Below are 15,670 nucleotides of genomic sequence, written 5' to 3'. Positions count from 1 at the left end.
TGGATTTCAGGTTGGTCCGCTCCTGGCCAAATCTTTGAACAGCAGATCAAACATTTGCCACAGTATGATCACAAAACGATTGATTTTTTACAATGCCACACAACGGAGCAAATGCGGGAACATATTATTCATCAAATTAACCAGAGCCATGCTTCTTCCATTATTATTGTCGCTTGGTCCATGGGAGCCATGTTGAGCTTTGAGTTAGTCCCGTTGATTCAAGATCAACTTAAAAAATTATTTCTTGTAGGAATGACAGGCAAATTTACAACGAAAAGGAAAACAGATCCAGATGGGTGGCATCCTCTCATCTTAGAAAAAATGAAAAAGCAATTGAGACAAAACGGAAGAGAAGTAATTTCTCAATTCGATCGACAAATGTTCTCCCCTGAAGAAATAAAGCAAGGGTATTGGCGAAAATGGCAGTATCAATTCCGACAAAAACTCCCTAACTCGGATGCGTTACAAGCTGGTTTGTGCTATTTACAGCAATACGATGCACTAGATTCCATAAGGAATATCCAAGTCCCAACCTATTTATTAACTGGTGAAGAAGACATTATTTGTCCTATAGGTGGCGCTCTATCCCTATCAAATCAACTACCGAAAAATACCCTTTTTGCGGTAAAAGGAGCAGGACATATACCATTCTGGACGAATCCTGAAATATTTTTTAATTGGATGAGTGAGCGCTTATGATGATCAGTAAAGTTCGACGACAATTTAGTAACGCAGCCAAATCCTATGATCAATTTGCAGTTATTCAAAACCAGATGGCAACGAAATTGGTAAAAGATGCGACCGAAAAAGGCGATTTTAAGCGAATTTTAGAAGTAGGTTGTGGTACAGGCAATGTGACACAAAAACTGTTACACGCTTTCCCTGAAGCGATGATAGATGCAGTGGATTTATCATCAGAAATGATAAAAATAGCTCAAAAAAAATGCAGAGCAGATAAACGACTTCGTTTTTTCGTCTGCGATATAGAAAAAAGAAATGATTCCATACAAAACGAGAGATATGATTGTATTATTTCAAATGCTACATTCCAATGGCTGAAACAGCCTCAATCGACTATTTCCAAACTAGTTCATTTATTACAACCAAACGGTTCATTGTTAGTAGCTACTTTTGGTCCAAAAACCTTTATAGAATTAAAAAAGACCTTTGTGCAAGTTGAAAAAGAATTGCAATTACCACGTCAAAAACACCAATTACCTATGTATTCTCTAGGTGAATTGCGCCAAATGTTTTGTGAAAATGGACTGCACATGCAACATATGGAAGAGAAAACGGATCCAATATGGTATGAAAGCAGCAGAGAATTTCTTTACTCTGTGAAATCTGTTGGAGCAAGCTACAGTAAAAATAAACTTTCTTTAGGCAAAACAAATCAGCTTATGAAACGTGTATTAATTCGTTATGATGAAATGTTTAGCAATGAAACAGGACAGGTTTGTACAACCTATCATACTTTATACCTTTATGGAAAAAAGGTATACGAAAAAGGAGTTACTAATAATGAATAGTAAGACAGTCGAAAATATAAATTGGAATTCATTCGCAGAAAAAGCATTGGCCGGAGAAAGAATAACAAAGAATGAAGCATTACTTCTTTTAGAATCGGATGACCGCGAACTTTTAGCAATTTTACATGCTGCGTATCGTGTTCGTCATCATTATTATGGAAATAAAGTAAAATTAAATATGATTCAAAATGTGAAAAGTGGCTATTGTCCCGAGGATTGTAAATATTGCTCTCAATCCATCCAGTCCACTGCTTCTATCGAAAAATATACAATGATGGATAGAGATGCGATAGTGGAAGGTGCTCAAGAAGCATTAAGAAGGAAAGCAGGAACGTATTGTATTGTAGCAAGTGGCAGAGGACCTACAAATCGAGAATTGGAAGAAGTAATCGCTGCTGTATCGGAAATCAAACAAAACTACTCTTTAAAAATATGTACCTGTCTGGGAATTTTATCAACAGAACAAGCCCAACGATTACAACAAGCAGGCGTTGATCGCTATAATCATAATTTGAATACGCATCAGAAACATTATCAAGAAATTGTAACTACTCATACCTATGAGGATCGTCTTCAAACAATAGAAAACGTTACAAAGTCAGGAATTTCTCCCTGTTCTGGTTGTATTATCGGTATGGGTGAAAGCAAAGAACAAGTGATTGATATCGCATATGAATTGAGAGAACTTGATGCAGATTCGATCCCTATCAATTTCTTAATTAACATTGCTGGAACACCGCTTGAGTACCTCGAAGAATTAAACCCTCGATATTGTTTAAAAGTACTAGCACTATTTCGGTTTATTTGTCCATCAAAAGAAATTCGTGTTTCTGGTGGAAGAGAAACCAATATTGGTCACCTTCAGTGTCTATCTCTCTATCCCGCAAATGCTTTATTTGTAGGGGATTATCTTACAACGAAGGGCATGACAACCAATTCAGACCATCAAATGATCCAAGATTTAGGCTTTGAAATTGAATTAACTTGTATCTAACCATATTAAAAAAACTGCTGATTTGTTAAACAAACAAATCAGCAGTTTTGCTTTTTATCTTACTTCAAGTTACGAAGCTCTGGATACATATCACCTAATGTAACACCAAACGAACCTGATTCTTCTTTGACAGATTCAGTTGTTTCTTTCTTTACTGGAGCTGGTTGTTCGGTTGCTTCTTTGATACTAAGGCTAATTCTTTTTTGATCAGGTTGGATATCCAATACTTTCACCTGTACTTCTTCGCCTTCTTTTAATACTTCAGATGGCGTTCCAATATGACGGTGAGAAATTTGAGAGATGTGAACAAGCCCCTCCACTCCTGGGAAAACCTCTATAAATGCACCAAAAGATACAAGTCGTTTTACTTCACCTTTGACCACATCATCTGCTTGAATTTCACGTGCTACTTGTTGCCAAGGTCCTTCTTGTGTTTCTTTGATACTGAGACTAATACGTTCATTGTCACGATCCAATTTGATAACTTTCACTTGGACTTTGTCACCAACTTGGAGTGCTTCTGATGGGTGGCCAACACGATGCCAAGCAATCTCGGAAACGTGAACCAAACCATCAACCCCACCGATATCGATAAACGCACCAAAATCGGTTAATCGTTGAACAGTACCATCTAATACTGTTCCAACTTCTAAATTGTTCAATGTTTCTTCTTTACTCTGGTTTGCTTGATCTTCTAAAACAGCTTTGCGAGATAAAATACATTTATTTTTTTCTCTGTCTAATTCTACAACTTTTAACTCTAACTCTTTATCTTTGTATTCAGAGAAATCTTCAACAAAACGAAGTTCTACTAAAGATGCTGGTATGAATCCTCTTACTCCGACATTCACAACCAATCCGCCTTTTACTACATCTGCTACAGGAGCAACAATAGACTCACCAGATTCAAATTTAGCCTGTAGATCATCCCATGCAGCTTCCGCATCTACTGCTTTTTTGGATACAACAAATTGATCATCTTCTTGATTATAACGAATGACTTTTACTTGTACCTCTTGCTCTTCTTGCAACTCATCCGCTACTTGTTCTACATGTAAACTAGATACTTCCGAAATTGGCAAAATCGCTTCTGATTTATACCCTATATCAACTAATGCTTGATTTTGTTCCACTTTCACTACTTTACCTGTAACAACGTCTCCAACTTGCACAAATTCCGCTTTCATTTCTTCTGACATGCAAACAGACCTCCCTCATAAGTTAACCACATATGCCAAACTATTTATTGTAATGATCACTGAGCATACTTCTATACTCACTACTGATCCACTTACCGATGTTGCTGGACGATAGCTTGAATTCTATCCATCATAATCTTCGTAACTTCAGACACCACTTCTTTATTAATTTTTCCTGAAGTGTATGGAGTTGTATCGATTGGCTCACCAAAAACAACACGTACTGGTCGAAAAATTCGATATGGACCGATCAGAGCAACAGGTATAATAGGTGACTTTGCCTTCAAAGCTATAAAAACGGCACCTTCTTCAGCATCCTCTGATTCGTTTCCTTTTTTACGTGTACCTTCTGGGAAAATCCCAAACAACTCCTCATTCTTTAAAATTTTGATAGCTGTCTTAACCGCTTTCATATCACTTTGGCCACGTTTGACCGGAAAAGCTAATATTTTTGGTAAAAAATATGATAATACCGGAATATGGAATAATTCTTCTTTAGCCATAAAATGAATATGTCTCTTTAGTGAACTTCCAACTAAGGGAGGGTCTAATAAACTGATATGATTGGAGCATATTACTGCAGGTCCTTCTGTGGGGACATGTTCATGACCTTCTATTTTCCATCGGAAAATAGTAGTAAATAGGACGCGAAAACACCCTCTAAAAAATACAAACCAGCCTCTACTCTCACTCATACTACTCTCCACCGCCTAATTTGGTGCGACATATCTGGATAATTTGATCTACTACTTGTTTCGTTGTCAGATCAGTTGTATCGAGAAGTACAGCATCGGAAGCACGGGTTAATGGAGCAAAGCGGCGATTCTTATCATTGTAATCACGCTGTATGATCTCTTCTCGTAACGTATTCAATGATGGATTATGCCCTTTCTTTTTTAGCTCTTTAAACCGTCGTTCCACTCGTTTCTCCACAGAAGCCGTAAGAAATATTTTTATATTCGCATTTGGCAAGATATGTGTACCTACATCTCTACCATCCATCACAACGGATTGTTCGCCTGCAAGTTGACGTTGTTTATCAACTAATACTTCCCTCACACCACCTAATCTGGCAATAGAGGAAGCAAGCGCAGAAATTTGCTCTGTACGAATTTCGTTTTTCAAATGGAATCCATTAACTTCTATCCCTGAATCTGTAAGCCTAAAGCGCGAAGATTCCGCCAAACGAAGTACTTCTTCTTCGTTCTTCGCGTCCATATTCTTAGTCAATACTAACCATCCAACTGCCCGATACATTGCACCTGTATCGATATACTTCACACCAAGTTGTTTTGCAACTAACTTAGCTACTGTACTTTTTCCAGCTCCTGCTGGTCCATCAATTGCTACCTGAATGGCCAACGTATTCAGATCCTTTCCCCAGTCAAAAAAATAGAAAGAGCAGGTCTCTTTAGCCTGCTCAAAGCGATGAACTTATTCTCATCTTGCTAATGCAATCCATCGAAGACTTCGACCCGACAAAACATCATATTTATGTAAACATTCGTGCTCGTTCTACAGGTATTATACTACACTTTGTCGAACTTGCAAGGGGTCAAACACGTAATGAAAGGTTGCAAAAGCAGTTTTAAATATATTTTATTAAGCTTCCGACAGATCTGCTTTGGTTATTTTCTCTACTAATTCTTCGTTCCCATTTTGTGAATTGATAAAGACCCGATACTGTTCTTTATTCAGGATGCCAAGAAATTCATAACACAGTGCTTCTTTTCCATCTTCCCCATAAATATAAGCAAGATTTGTTTTTTGTACTTTTAATCTTGGACTCACATATCCTTTGGCTTGTGCTTCTGTTAGCTTAGGATGACCTTTTACTGTTTCATGAAAATTAAACACATATTCTGCTGCATGTATACCTACAATGTTTCCATTATCCATCGCTATTTTTACGGTTAACGCTTGAGGATAAACCAATACATTATCTTCGCGATGTACATAGTTTAATGATAATAAATCATCTGTTTGATTATAGGATATAACCGACATATCGGGGAAACCAATTCTCTTTAAAAATCTTTGTGCTCCTGCTTCTGCTTGTTCATAATTCAACTTTGCTTTTCCTACTGGTCTTTCATCAATCATCCAAACTACTTTCCCACCGACTTTTGTAATATCTGTATACACATCTCCAGATTTCAAAGGGTATCGTACACTATAAGTTTGATAGTCCCCTTTTTTATTTAAGACAGCAGTCATATTTTTGGTAGTTGGGCGATTCATCAGCTTGGCAACTCTTTGCTTTGCTTCTTCTGCGGTGATGCTTTTGCCTTTCAAACTATTATACTTTTCTTTTTGTCGTACCTTTAAATTGTTAACGGTAGGACCCCAGTCGGCTTCTGGATATTGTTCTACCATTTTGTTTACTTTGTGAAAACCATCAATAATGGTATTATCCATCGTTTTATCTTCTGAAGCTAATGCTAATTCAACATCCATCCATCGGAGGTTTTTATCCAATACTTTGGATTGCAGTTGATGAAGATTGGAGCGTATTTCTCTTTGATGGTTATAAAGAGATTGTAGCGATTTCCATTCGGTGTTATTCATTGGTTCCACATGAAGATCACGAACACCAATCTTGTAGGAAAAAGTACCTAAGTCACTTAAAAATTCCTCTGCTTTATGAAATGGCATCAACGTCATGGGCAATTGAGCAATATCATTTTGAGCCGCATACGTAAGCCTCCAAACATTTGTCATCGATGTTGTGGTTTGTTTTGCGGAATTAATAGCCAAAGATTTTCCTATTTCTGCATCCAACTGATCCATGTGATCATTCAATTCGTGAAAAGCACGTTGATATTGATTTTCAGCTTTGATTAAAATGGAATCTTTATCTTGACTCTCATAATAACCCCATACCCCTGTAGCTACTAAAGCGATCAGAGACACTGGAAATAAAATAGCTGCAATTTTTCTATACAAAACAATCACTCCCTATCGACAGAAAATGTGTTTTCCAATCTTTTTCACTTGTGGTCTTGACCATATCCATTTCGATGTTGCAGTTACCGGATTAAAATAATAATTACAACCTCCCGTAGGATCGGTACCATTAATGGCATCGACTACTGCTTTTCTAGCTTTTTCATTTGGAGTTAAATATATTTGCCCATCTGCAACTGCTGTAAATGCGCCTGGTTGAAAGATAACTCCTGAAACTGTATTAGGAAATCGCTTATCTTCTAATCTATTTAAAATCACTGCTGCAACTGCTATTTGTCCAATATATGGTTCTCCCCTTGATTCGCCATAAACTGCATTGGAAATAAGACGGATATCATTTTCCGAAAAACCTCCGCTACTTTTGCCTGCATTGCTAGCAAAAGAGGAAGAAGAACTTGCTAAAATAGCAAAACAAAACAGAAACAAAGGTAGGAAAATAAATTTCTTCACTTTTCTCAACCTCCTTACTTACTAATTTCGTTTCTTTGTTTTCTAAACAAATTCAACATCTATTGTATTTTGAGCTGTTATTCGTTTCCTTATACAAAAAAAGAGGAGCTAAAATAGCTCCTCTTGCGATATATCAAATTCATCTTGGTTGTCACACAAACATTTTTTAAAACCTGTCTCCACTTTCCCTTTTTTCATTCTACCTTTTAATACAAAACGTTCTCCACATTGATTGCATTCAATATTTACAATGTATTTATTTGTCCCATTCATCTTCATCACCTCTGCATTTTCAGTATGGACAGGCTCATGAAAAAAAATAAGTTATTTATGTGAAAAGTATCCGTTAGAATATACACATTATATAAAAAATGCTTTATACTTTAATATAATAAAGCAACGGGAGCTGCTGAAAAATGATCTTATATCAAACGGTCATGAACGGTCCCCAAAATCAAGAAAGATTAAGAGAGCTATTGAATAATCGAAGTTATTATGATAATGACACATTTGAAAAACAACTCCTATCCATCTTGATAGATAAAACGAAAGTTCATACCTTGATCCCATTCCCTTACAAACAGACAGCTGGCTAGTGCTGTCTGTTTTTTGTGAAAAACTTACGACATAAATAGAAACAGCTTGAAAATCCGGGATAAATTATTGTTTAATTGGAAGTAATCGCATTTATTTTTAGGAGGAATTTAGCTTGACGGAATCCGATCATGAAAAAAAGGAATTAAAAAGAAAAAGACCCAAAACACATTGGATATGGTACATCGGAACAATATCTGCATCATTAGTCGTGGGTTTAGGCATTGCTTATGCTATTCAGGTAACAGACAAAGCTGCCGTACCAATACCAAATGAAAAATCTGATATTTTACTATCTTCTACTCATACAAAACTTCAAACCACTATTCCTGTCCATCAAAAACCTACTTTACCAGTAGAGGCTAATGAACAAGTAAATACAGTGACTGTAGAAAAGTCAGAATCTCCCAAATATGCATCTATCCCAAATAAACAAGATTCTACAAATCCACAGCCAAAACAGAAAACACGAATTGAAACTACCCATACAAATAAACCAATTAACAAACCATCTAATCCATCAAAACCTAATCCTAATAACGGATCAAAACCACAACCTCCGAAAGAAACACCACCGCCAAAAAATCCAAATCCTCCTGAAGAACATCCACCTTCCCCACCAAGTGTTCCAGATAATCATAAAGGACCGATCGTTCGTATTGTGGACCACGTTACCAATACGGTACATTATTTACTAACAGGTAAGACTAATAAATAAACTGCAAAAACCTCCACTTTCCATCGAGTGAAGGTTTTTTCTTAATCCATTATTTTTTCTCTCTGTTTAATAGCTTTTGCGATTTTTTTACCATGCAGACGACCGTTTTCAATAAATACTTTACTCGTTTCATCTCCACATATTACAACCCCTGCAACATACAGATTGGGAACTGTTGTCTCCATCGATTCAGAAAAGATAGGAACAGTAGATTGTGGATGAAATTGTACACCTGCTCTTTGCAAGAGGGTTACATCAGGGCGATATCCGGTCATCGCAAAAACAAACTCTGCAGGTATTTGAAATTTTTCCCCCTGTTGATGAACCAAAACCTCATCTTCTGTTATTTCATCGACCTCTGTTTGCCAAAACATCTTCACTTTACCACTTGCAATAGCGGACTCAATTAATGGTTTCACCCAAGCTTTTACACTGGACTGAAAAGTAGACTTTCGATAAACCATTGTTACTTTTGCTCTCACATAAGATAATTCCAATGCTATATCAACAGCAGAATTTTTCCCGCCAATTACCACAACATTTCTCCCTGCATAAGGGTGAGCCTCACGAAAATAATGATTTACATGAGGTAATCCTTCTCCTGGGATGTTCAATAAATTGGCTTTTCCATAGTAGCCAGTAGAAACTACTAAGTTCTTTGAATGAAAAATTTGCTTTTTTCCTCGATAAGTAGTCCAAACTTCAAAATGTTGAGGACTTACTTTAATACAATCCACTGGTTGATATGGATGAATACGAAGCTGGAAATGCTCTGATAATCTTCGATAATAAGTCAAACCTTCTTGCCTTGTTGGTTTTTCGTGAACGGTAGGGAATGGAACATCACCAATTTCTATTTTATCTGGTGAACTAAAAAAGGTCATTCCGAGTGGAAAATGATAAATCGAATTAGCAATACAACCTTTTTCCAAGATGAGAGGATTGTATCCAGTTTTTTTTAATTCGATAGCAGTAGATAATCCACATGGCCCTGCTCCAATAATAATAACGTCTTCCATCATCTTGCCATCCTTTTAAGCGAAAAACACCCTAATGGGTGCTTTTCATTTTCTTCTATTATATGTTTAAACCCATCCACGGAACCTAGACGCTTCAGCCATTTTTCTAACTCCTACAATATAGGCAGCTAGACGCATGTCAATTCCACGAGATTCTGCTGCTTGGAAAACATTTTCAAATGCTTGCACCATAATTTGTTGCAATCTGGTTTGAACTTCTTCTTCTGACCAATAGTATCCTTGGTTGTTTTGTACCCATTCAAAGTAAGAAACTGTAACTCCGCCTGCGCTTGCGAGTACATCTGGTACCAATAACACACCTTTTTCCGTTAAAATACGAGTACCTTCAAGCGTAGTTGGTCCATTTGCTGCTTCTACTACAATACTAGCTTTAATATTGGCAGCATTTTTTGCAGTGATTTGATTTTCTACAGCAGCAGGAACCAAAATATCACAATCCAGTTCTAATAAATCTTGATTGGAAATAGTTTCTTTAAATAGTTTGGTAACTGTACCAAATGAATCTCTTCGCTCTAACAAATAATCAATATCTAAACCATCTGGATCATGCAATGCACCATAGGCATCAGAAATTCCTACCACTTTTGCGCCTGCATCGTGCATAAACTTAGCAAGGAAACTACCAGCATTACCAAAACCTTGGATGACTACTCGAGCTCCTTTGATGTCAATATTACGCTTTTTTGCAGCTTCGTTAATCATAATGGTCACACCTGCAGCAGTAGCAGTTTCACGTCCACGTGATCCACCAAGTACAAGAGGTTTACCAGTAATAAATCCAGGGGAATCAAACTCCCGAATTCGACTATACTCGTCAACCATCCATGCCATAATTTGTGAGTTGGTGAATACATCTGGTGCAGGGATATCTTTTGTAGGCCCTACAATCTGACTAATCGCACGTACATAGCCACGAGATAATCGCTCTAATTCTCCAAATGACATGTTACGAGGATCACAGATGATACCGCCTTTCCCCCCACCATATGGCAAGTCTACAATACCTGCTTTTAGACTCATCCAAATAGACAAAGCTTTTACTTCGGATTCTGTAACGTCTGGATGAAAACGAACCCCACCTTTTGTTGGTCCAACAGCATCATTATGTTGGGCTCTATAACCTGTAAATACTGTCACTTTGCCATCATCCATACGAACAGGAATTCGGACAGTCAATATTCGCATTGGTTCTTTTAGTAAATCATAAACCGCCTCAGGATAACCAAGTTTGTCCAATGCATTTTTTACAACTGTTTGTGTAGAAACTAGTACATCTAGATTTTCTTCTTGACCTTTCGCTATTGTTTGTCCCATCCTAACCACCTCGAAATGTTATCGAACTTATTCCATCACGTGAACAGTATACACCACTTCTTTAGCAGGAAAAAGCCTGTTAAAAAAGAAGAATTAATATATGTAGGATTACGTTTGAAAATACCTTTTCACATTACTACAACTGCAATGTAAAAATCAATCTGAATCCATAAAAAAACGCGCCTAAGCGCGCTATGCATTTCTATAACATTAACCGAAATAGTGGATAATCTCTTTTATTGCATTATTTTCCCAGATAACTTTGCCGTATTCCATTAAAAAAACATCTGTTACAGTTGAAGGTTCACCAAATTCAAGCAGAATTGCAATTACACCCTCTAAACGAGATGCGGGTATTTCATCTCCAAATAAGAGATAGTAGGAATTTTTATAGCTGTACACTTGACCTGCTTGTTTGACCAATGGCTCTAGACGGAGAGCGGCTTGAACCAAGTATTCGAAGTCGCTAAACCGAAAAGCGATACGATCACTCTCTTCCATCGTAACCTCTAGCTCATAAACATCGCTGCTATCAAAGTCATCATTTTCTGATTTAGGTACACGTCCTCGTGTTACGACAACAACCATCCCTTGCGCTGGTAAGGCAAATACCTCTACGGCTAAAGGCCCAGCTATCTCAAAGCCTAATTCTTGGTATGCATGCTCCATCATATCATTAAATAGTTCATGCACTTTGGGGATATCCCGCCACATATCCTCTTTCTCAATTCCTCGATCCATTAAATCATCCAAGGTCAAAAAGAATCGGACCTTATCCCCACCTAGACGTTCGACACGCATGGCTCTTACCCTCCCTCGCTGGAGACCTTTACTTGATAATATATGTGGTCGGAGAATGATTGGTTCCTTCTCCTAGTCTCCATTTCTTTCTACTATTATGATACATGAACGTCGATAAAAATGCTAGGAATGATAGCTTACTTCTCTTTATTTGATTGCTCTTTTTGGAGAAAAAGTATGCCTTTATACTCACTCCATTCCCTCCATCGATAACAAGCAAACAAACAAAAAAATATTGTCGTGTGAACAGGTAAAAAAAGGAAGAGTATCGCCAGAATACTTGTATAAAATAGGAGCGGAAAGACTTTTTTTTTGTAGCAATCCATGAGTGCCATATAATTTATCAATTGATGTACATTTTGGACGGAAAGAAAAATCGCTACCAACAAACTGCAAACCGCTAAATAATAGGATACACTTGCATAGGCCCAAAAATTATCTTGATTAGGGAAATGATACAGTGTAAAACATGTTGCTATACCAACAATCCAAATTGCTTTTGTATTCATCACCATCCCTCCATTTTTACTATATGATAGAAGTATGAATTCGATGTTTGTACGAAAACAGGGGAAATCATTTCATTCCTGCGATTACAGATTTGTTTCTGTTCTCTTGTATATTCCTTGTTGCAATATGAACTAAATCATTCTACAATGGGTTATGAATTAGTCTGAGCACATGGTGATTTAATTACCGTTTGTTCGTTTGTCGTTCTCCATTCATCCACATATGTGGGCTGATAAAGCAATGAGTAAACATTATAATATGTTGTCTATTTCCATTCATGCTTAACTGAGACGCAAAAAGGACTTGCGAATCAGAGTGTCAAATTAAAAAACAAATGATGAACTCTTGTATCCATTATGAATTCGAGGCACAGAAAAATTTTCTCGCTTTGTGTTAAAAGGTTTCAAGAAGTTCTTAGGCTACATAACGCCGGGAGGAGTTTTAATCATGCGTACTTGGGTAGATAAGGACACATGTATTGCGTGTGGTGCTTGTGGAGCAACCGCACCAGATGTCTATGATTATGATGAAGATGGAATTGCTTTTGTTATACTAGATGATAATACTGGTACTGCTGACGTGCCAGCAGATCTGCATGATGATGTACGTGATGCACAAGAAGGATGTCCTACAGATTCCATTAAAGTAGAAGATTAAAAGAGGCTATATGCCTCTTTTTTATTTTGTGGAAATTTATCTCTGTAACGTTTACAATGTTGCTTGTACATATTAAGGAGGTTTCATGATGTCCAAAGAACTCATAGTAGATGCTTTTGTAGAAATTCCCACAGGTAGCCAAAACAAGTATGAATACGATAAAGAAAATGGTGTATTTCGTCTTGACCGCGTGTTGTTCTCTCCTATGCATTATCCAACAGAATATGGATATTTAGAGGGGACATTAGCAAAAGATGGAGATCCGTTGGATATTCTTGTACTCACCAGCTTCCCTACTTTCCCTGGATGTGTTATTTCCAGCCGTGTCATTGGTGTATTAGTCATGTCAGATGACAAAGGGCAAGACGAAAAATTACTTTCGGTTCCAACCGATGATCCACGCTTTGCTAATGTAAAAAGCTTGGATGATGTTGCTCCTCATATCTTGGAAGAGATTTCACATTTTTTCCGTGTTTATAAAGACCTCGAGAAGAAAGAAACACATATTGAAGGCTGGAAAGATGCAGAATTTGCAGCGAATCTTTACCAAGAATGCCTCACTCGTTTTCAAGAATCAAAATAAACAACTATCTCTTAAAACTTACCCCTGTCAAGTAGACAGGGGTAAGTTTTTATTAAAAGACATTTTCATTTGTTCGTATTCCAGTTATAATAATAATGTTATTCTGAAAAATACATCGAATTCAAACAAAGAAATGAGATGTTTTCATGTCGTCGAGAAATATAAATCATAAGATTGGTATAACGTATGCCGTTGCTGCATATATTGGTTGGGGAATTCTACCAATCTATTGGAAATCTGTAGAACAAGTTTCCGCACTTCAACTCATGCACCACAGAATCGTGTGGTCATTTCTTTTTGCAGCCTTACTTATTACATTAAAAAAACAATGGCCGGAAATAAAACAAGTAGTTACAAATTGGAAAACCATCCTCTTGATTTTAGGATGCTCTTTAATTATTTCTGCCAATTGGTTAATCTATATCTGGTCGATCAATAACAATCATGTGATTGAATCTAGTTTAGGCTATTATATTAATCCACTTATTAATATTGCTATAGGAACAATCATTTTTCGCGATCGGTTAGATAAATGGCAATGGATCGCAATATTTCTAGCTATTACCGGTGTTGTAATTCAAACAGTCGAATTTGGGAAAATTCCTTGGATCGCACTCTCGCTTGCTTTTACTTTTGCCATTTATGGATTATTAAAAAAACTACTTAAAGTAGATGCTTTGGTTGCAATTACATTGGAAACGATGATGGTTTTTCCCATTGCCTTAGGCTACTTACTTTTTGTTGAAATAAGTGGTACCGGTATCATTGGAAATACTTCCATATCTGTTATTTTCTTAGTCATATGCTCTGGTGTGATCACGTTCCTTCCACTTCTGTGGTTTGGACAAGCCGCTAGACGCATCCCCTTATCCACATTAGGCTTTTTACAATATATCGAACCTACCATTAACCTCTTGTTAGGAATATTTTTCTTTCATGAAAATTTTTCCAGAACAGACTTGGTTAGTTTTGGATTTATCTGGTTAGCACTTGCAATCTATATAATTACACAAATAAACATTAGAAATAATATTAAGAAAATTAACTTGGTTGACGAGGAAACGGAAACTAGTCTGAGTTAATCTATTTATTCGTGTTTGCATTAATGGATTCCACTTTCGAAGAATGAAAGTTAGACAAAAATCTTGGTAAACATTTTGACACTCCACACGGCTAGAGCCGTGGAATTCTTGGGTAATCCTTAGTACCCCAAGGAAGTTTCACCAAGCTTAGATCGCAAGTCCTGCGGCAATTAATCGTAAACCTTCTTGCACAATATTTTTTGCTGCGTTGATGTCTCGATCATGATGTTCGTGACACGAAGGACATGTCCATTCAAGCAAGTTTAGATCTTTTACTTCTTTGTTTTTGTATTGACAGTCTGAGTTGGAACAACGTTGGCTGGAGTGAAATGTTTTCCCTAGCTTTTGTTCCATTTTCTAAGAAAATGATTGAAAACAAAACGACTACATCCGATCGATTTATGAATGAGAACAGGTTGTTTTGTTGTGGGACAAATCCGAAATCGGAAGGCTTTGTTCACCTCCCTAAATGGGATTTTCCAGAAATAACAGAACATAAGTTTGTATATGTCGAAAATTTCAAAAAATATTCAGACGAAAGATGACAGAAACCATTTCTCATCTGACTCTCGTTTTCATCCCTCGATTGAAAACGTGGGTTTTCTCGCTCGCGAATTTATATACTCTTGAAAACAACCCAATTGTGAACAGAAAGCGTAGAATTAGGCTATTTGCCCCTAATCGATTGATTTAATTCCCTTTTATTTTGACATCTTCCATACCCATCGTATCCATTCATAATATCCTACTTTGCTTCCAACGATGAAAGTGTTAACCACAATATTTTGTACTTCAATGACCAGTGTCGATAATTATTTTTTTCCTTCCAATTTGAATTGTGAAAACTCCATTCCTACTTTCAAACTCGGCCTTTGTACCTTCAAAGTAGTGCCCATCTCTATTGAGTTTCGCGATGTCATTCGTTTTGCAAAGTTCTATTGGGATAATTCCTATAACACCTGCGTCCACGCCATATACGTGGCCGTAGTTATCTTTATATGACCCGTCACCATAGACGGTTTGACTAACTTGCGAATTTATAGCCTCTTAATTCAAATGCACCACTCATAGCGCCATATTGTTCTACCCAAACGTCGTCATAATCTTCACCAGACAATTGATAGCAAATACTCCGATATAAAATCCTTTGTTACTTTTCAAAATTGCTTCTACTTTTATGTAGTCACCCTTTGGAAAAAAGCCCTTTCCGGGCTTTTTTTGTTGGTTAAATT

At 36.9% G+C, this 15,670-nt stretch carries 18 protein-coding genes and 2 pseudogenes; 8 read left to right on the top strand and 12 right to left on the bottom strand.

All coding sequences use genetic code 11. The features are described 5' to 3' along the window. The first annotated feature begins 54 nt into the window (after positions 1-54). Genes A3GQ_RS0102775 through bioB form a run of 3 tightly spaced genes read left to right on the top strand, consistent with a single transcriptional unit; the run spans position 55 to position 2,523 of the window. Entirely contained in the window at positions 55-699 is a 645-nt protein-coding gene (locus A3GQ_RS0102775; RefSeq protein ID WP_028775754.1) for an alpha/beta fold hydrolase, read from the top strand. Then, entirely contained in the window at positions 696-1,529 is an 834-nt protein-coding gene (bioC, locus tag A3GQ_RS0102770) for a malonyl-ACP O-methyltransferase BioC (RefSeq protein ID WP_028775753.1), read from the top strand. The genes A3GQ_RS0102775 and bioC overlap by 4 nt, the downstream gene beginning before the upstream one ends. Beyond that, on the top strand, positions 1,522-2,523 hold the full coding sequence (bioB, locus tag A3GQ_RS0102765; protein WP_028775752.1) for a biotin synthase BioB: 1,002 nt from the start codon (positions 1,522-1,524) through the stop codon (positions 2,521-2,523). The genes bioC and bioB overlap by 8 nt, the downstream gene beginning before the upstream one ends. Positions 2,524-2,582: 59 nt before the next feature. Here bioB and rpsA read toward each other — a convergent pair whose 3' ends face one another. The 6 genes and pseudogenes from rpsA to A3GQ_RS27625 all read right to left on the bottom strand — a co-directional run bounded on the left by rpsA (position 2,583) and on the right by A3GQ_RS27625 (position 7,412). Further along, positions 2,583-3,722: a 30S ribosomal protein S1 gene (gene rpsA / locus A3GQ_RS0102760; protein WP_028775751.1), complete on the bottom strand. Its 1,140-nt coding sequence runs from the start codon at positions 3,720-3,722 to the stop codon at positions 2,583-2,585. 92 nt (positions 3,723-3,814) lie between these two features. Continuing rightward, positions 3,815-4,417 carry a lysophospholipid acyltransferase family protein gene (locus A3GQ_RS0102755; protein ID WP_028775750.1) on the bottom strand — a complete coding sequence of 201 codons (603 nt, stop codon included), beginning with the start codon at positions 4,415-4,417 and terminating at the stop codon, positions 3,815-3,817. 1 nt (position 4,418) lies between these two features. Beyond that, a complete protein-coding gene (gene cmk / locus A3GQ_RS0102750; protein ID WP_037463633.1) occupies positions 4,419-5,084 on the bottom strand; it encodes a (d)CMP kinase in 666 nt (221 codons plus the stop codon). Positions 5,085-5,324: 240 nt separating this feature from the next. Beyond that, on the bottom strand, positions 5,325-6,668 hold the full coding sequence (gene ypeB / locus A3GQ_RS0102745) for a germination protein YpeB (RefSeq protein WP_028775748.1): 1,344 nt from the start codon (positions 6,666-6,668) through the stop codon (positions 5,325-5,327). A gap of 12 nt (positions 6,669-6,680) precedes the next feature. Beyond that, positions 6,681-7,040 (bottom strand): annotated as a pseudogene (locus A3GQ_RS23185) (cell wall hydrolase); the annotation flags it as partial. A gap of 207 nt (positions 7,041-7,247) precedes the next feature. Next, positions 7,248-7,412, bottom strand: a complete 165-nt coding sequence (locus tag A3GQ_RS27625; RefSeq protein WP_169818234.1) for a hypothetical protein — start codon at positions 7,410-7,412, stop codon at positions 7,248-7,250. Between the two features lie 143 nt (positions 7,413-7,555). Between A3GQ_RS27625 and A3GQ_RS0102730 the strand changes: the two genes are divergently transcribed. Next, positions 7,556-7,735, top strand: coding sequence for a hypothetical protein (locus A3GQ_RS0102730; RefSeq protein ID WP_028775747.1), 180 nt, complete (start codon positions 7,556-7,558; stop codon positions 7,733-7,735). Between the two features lie 113 nt (positions 7,736-7,848). Beyond that, a complete protein-coding gene (locus A3GQ_RS0102725) occupies positions 7,849-8,451 on the top strand; it encodes a hypothetical protein (protein ID WP_028775746.1) in 603 nt (200 codons plus the stop codon). Between the two features lie 41 nt (positions 8,452-8,492). Here the strand turns inward: A3GQ_RS0102725 and A3GQ_RS0102720 are convergent, their stop codons facing one another. The 4 genes from A3GQ_RS0102720 to A3GQ_RS0102705 all read right to left on the bottom strand — a co-directional run bounded on the left by A3GQ_RS0102720 (position 8,493) and on the right by A3GQ_RS0102705 (position 12,115). Continuing rightward, positions 8,493-9,473: a YpdA family putative bacillithiol disulfide reductase gene (locus tag A3GQ_RS0102720; RefSeq protein ID WP_342664980.1), complete on the bottom strand. Its 981-nt coding sequence runs from the start codon at positions 9,471-9,473 to the stop codon at positions 8,493-8,495. A gap of 63 nt (positions 9,474-9,536) precedes the next feature. After that, positions 9,537-10,805 (bottom strand): Glu/Leu/Phe/Val family dehydrogenase, encoded by a 1,269-nt coding sequence (locus A3GQ_RS0102715; protein WP_037463630.1) that lies wholly within the window; start codon positions 10,803-10,805, stop codon positions 9,537-9,539. 210 nt (positions 10,806-11,015) lie between these two features. Further along, on the bottom strand, positions 11,016-11,606 hold the full coding sequence (locus A3GQ_RS0102710; protein ID WP_028775743.1) for a genetic competence negative regulator: 591 nt from the start codon (positions 11,604-11,606) through the stop codon (positions 11,016-11,018). 137 nt (positions 11,607-11,743) lie between these two features. After that, complete coding sequence (locus A3GQ_RS0102705; RefSeq protein WP_028775742.1) at positions 11,744-12,115, bottom strand: hypothetical protein; 372 nt, start codon at positions 12,113-12,115, stop codon at positions 11,744-11,746. Between the two features lie 448 nt (positions 12,116-12,563). On the opposite strand from A3GQ_RS0102705, the gene A3GQ_RS0102700 reads away from it, so the two are divergent. The 3 genes from A3GQ_RS0102700 to rarD all read left to right on the top strand — a co-directional run bounded on the left by A3GQ_RS0102700 (position 12,564) and on the right by rarD (position 14,438). Further along, positions 12,564-12,773: a ferredoxin gene (locus tag A3GQ_RS0102700; protein ID WP_028775741.1), complete on the top strand. Its 210-nt coding sequence runs from the start codon at positions 12,564-12,566 to the stop codon at positions 12,771-12,773. A gap of 85 nt (positions 12,774-12,858) precedes the next feature. After that, positions 12,859-13,356, top strand: coding sequence for an inorganic diphosphatase (locus A3GQ_RS0102695; RefSeq protein WP_028775740.1), 498 nt, complete (start codon positions 12,859-12,861; stop codon positions 13,354-13,356). Positions 13,357-13,502: 146 nt separating this feature from the next. Next, positions 13,503-14,438 (top strand): EamA family transporter RarD, encoded by a 936-nt coding sequence (gene rarD, locus A3GQ_RS0102690; RefSeq protein WP_028775739.1) that lies wholly within the window; start codon positions 13,503-13,505, stop codon positions 14,436-14,438. Positions 14,439-14,585: 147 nt separating this feature from the next. Here the strand turns inward: rarD and A3GQ_RS26045 are convergent, their stop codons facing one another. After that, a complete protein-coding gene (locus tag A3GQ_RS26045) occupies positions 14,586-14,792 on the bottom strand; it encodes a zinc ribbon domain-containing protein (RefSeq protein WP_156877514.1) in 207 nt (68 codons plus the stop codon). Beyond that, positions 14,786-14,935 (bottom strand): annotated as a pseudogene (locus tag A3GQ_RS28440) (helix-turn-helix domain-containing protein); the annotation flags it as partial. The pseudogene A3GQ_RS28440 and the gene A3GQ_RS26045, both read right to left, overlap by 7 nt. Between the last annotated feature and the right edge of the window lie 735 nt (positions 14,936-15,670).

Source organism: Shimazuella kribbensis DSM 45090, from assembly GCF_000428065.1.
Classification (GTDB): domain Bacteria; phylum Bacillota; class Bacilli; order Thermoactinomycetales; family Thermoactinomycetaceae; genus Shimazuella; species Shimazuella kribbensis.
The sequence above is the reverse complement of the archived record's forward strand: the minus strand, read 5'-3'. Positions and strand labels throughout refer to the sequence as shown.

Bases quoted from the DNA above. Each gene is read 5' to 3' on its own strand.
- bioC (WP_028775753.1), top strand. From the start codon at position 696: ATGATGATCAGTAAAGTTCGACGACAATTTAGTAACGCAGCCAAATCC.
- bioB (WP_028775752.1), top strand. From the start codon at position 1,522: ATGAATAGTAAGACAGTCGAAAATATAAATTGGAATTCATTCGCAGAA.
- rpsA (WP_028775751.1), bottom strand. From the start codon at position 3,722: ATGTCAGAAGAAATGAAAGCGGAATTTGTGCAAGTTGGAGACGTTGTT.
- A3GQ_RS0102755 (WP_028775750.1), bottom strand. From the start codon at position 4,417: ATGAGTGAGAGTAGAGGCTGGTTTGTATTTTTTAGAGGGTGTTTTCGC.
- A3GQ_RS27625 (WP_169818234.1), bottom strand. From the start codon at position 7,412: ATGAATGGGACAAATAAATACATTGTAAATATTGAATGCAATCAATGT.
- A3GQ_RS0102730 (WP_028775747.1), top strand. From the start codon at position 7,556: ATGATCTTATATCAAACGGTCATGAACGGTCCCCAAAATCAAGAAAGA.
- A3GQ_RS0102720 (WP_342664980.1), bottom strand. From the start codon at position 9,473: ATGATGGAAGACGTTATTATTATTGGAGCAGGGCCATGTGGATTATCT.
- A3GQ_RS0102715 (WP_037463630.1), bottom strand. From the start codon at position 10,805: ATGGGACAAACAATAGCGAAAGGTCAAGAAGAAAATCTAGATGTACTA.
- A3GQ_RS0102710 (WP_028775743.1), bottom strand. From the start codon at position 11,606: ATGCGTGTCGAACGTCTAGGTGGGGATAAGGTCCGATTCTTTTTGACC.
- A3GQ_RS0102705 (WP_028775742.1), bottom strand. From the start codon at position 12,115: ATGAATACAAAAGCAATTTGGATTGTTGGTATAGCAACATGTTTTACA.
- A3GQ_RS0102700 (WP_028775741.1), top strand. From the start codon at position 12,564: ATGCGTACTTGGGTAGATAAGGACACATGTATTGCGTGTGGTGCTTGT.
- A3GQ_RS0102695 (WP_028775740.1), top strand. From the start codon at position 12,859: ATGATGTCCAAAGAACTCATAGTAGATGCTTTTGTAGAAATTCCCACA.
- rarD (WP_028775739.1), top strand. From the start codon at position 13,503: ATGTCGTCGAGAAATATAAATCATAAGATTGGTATAACGTATGCCGTT.
- A3GQ_RS26045 (WP_156877514.1), bottom strand. From the start codon at position 14,792: ATGGAACAAAAGCTAGGGAAAACATTTCACTCCAGCCAACGTTGTTCC.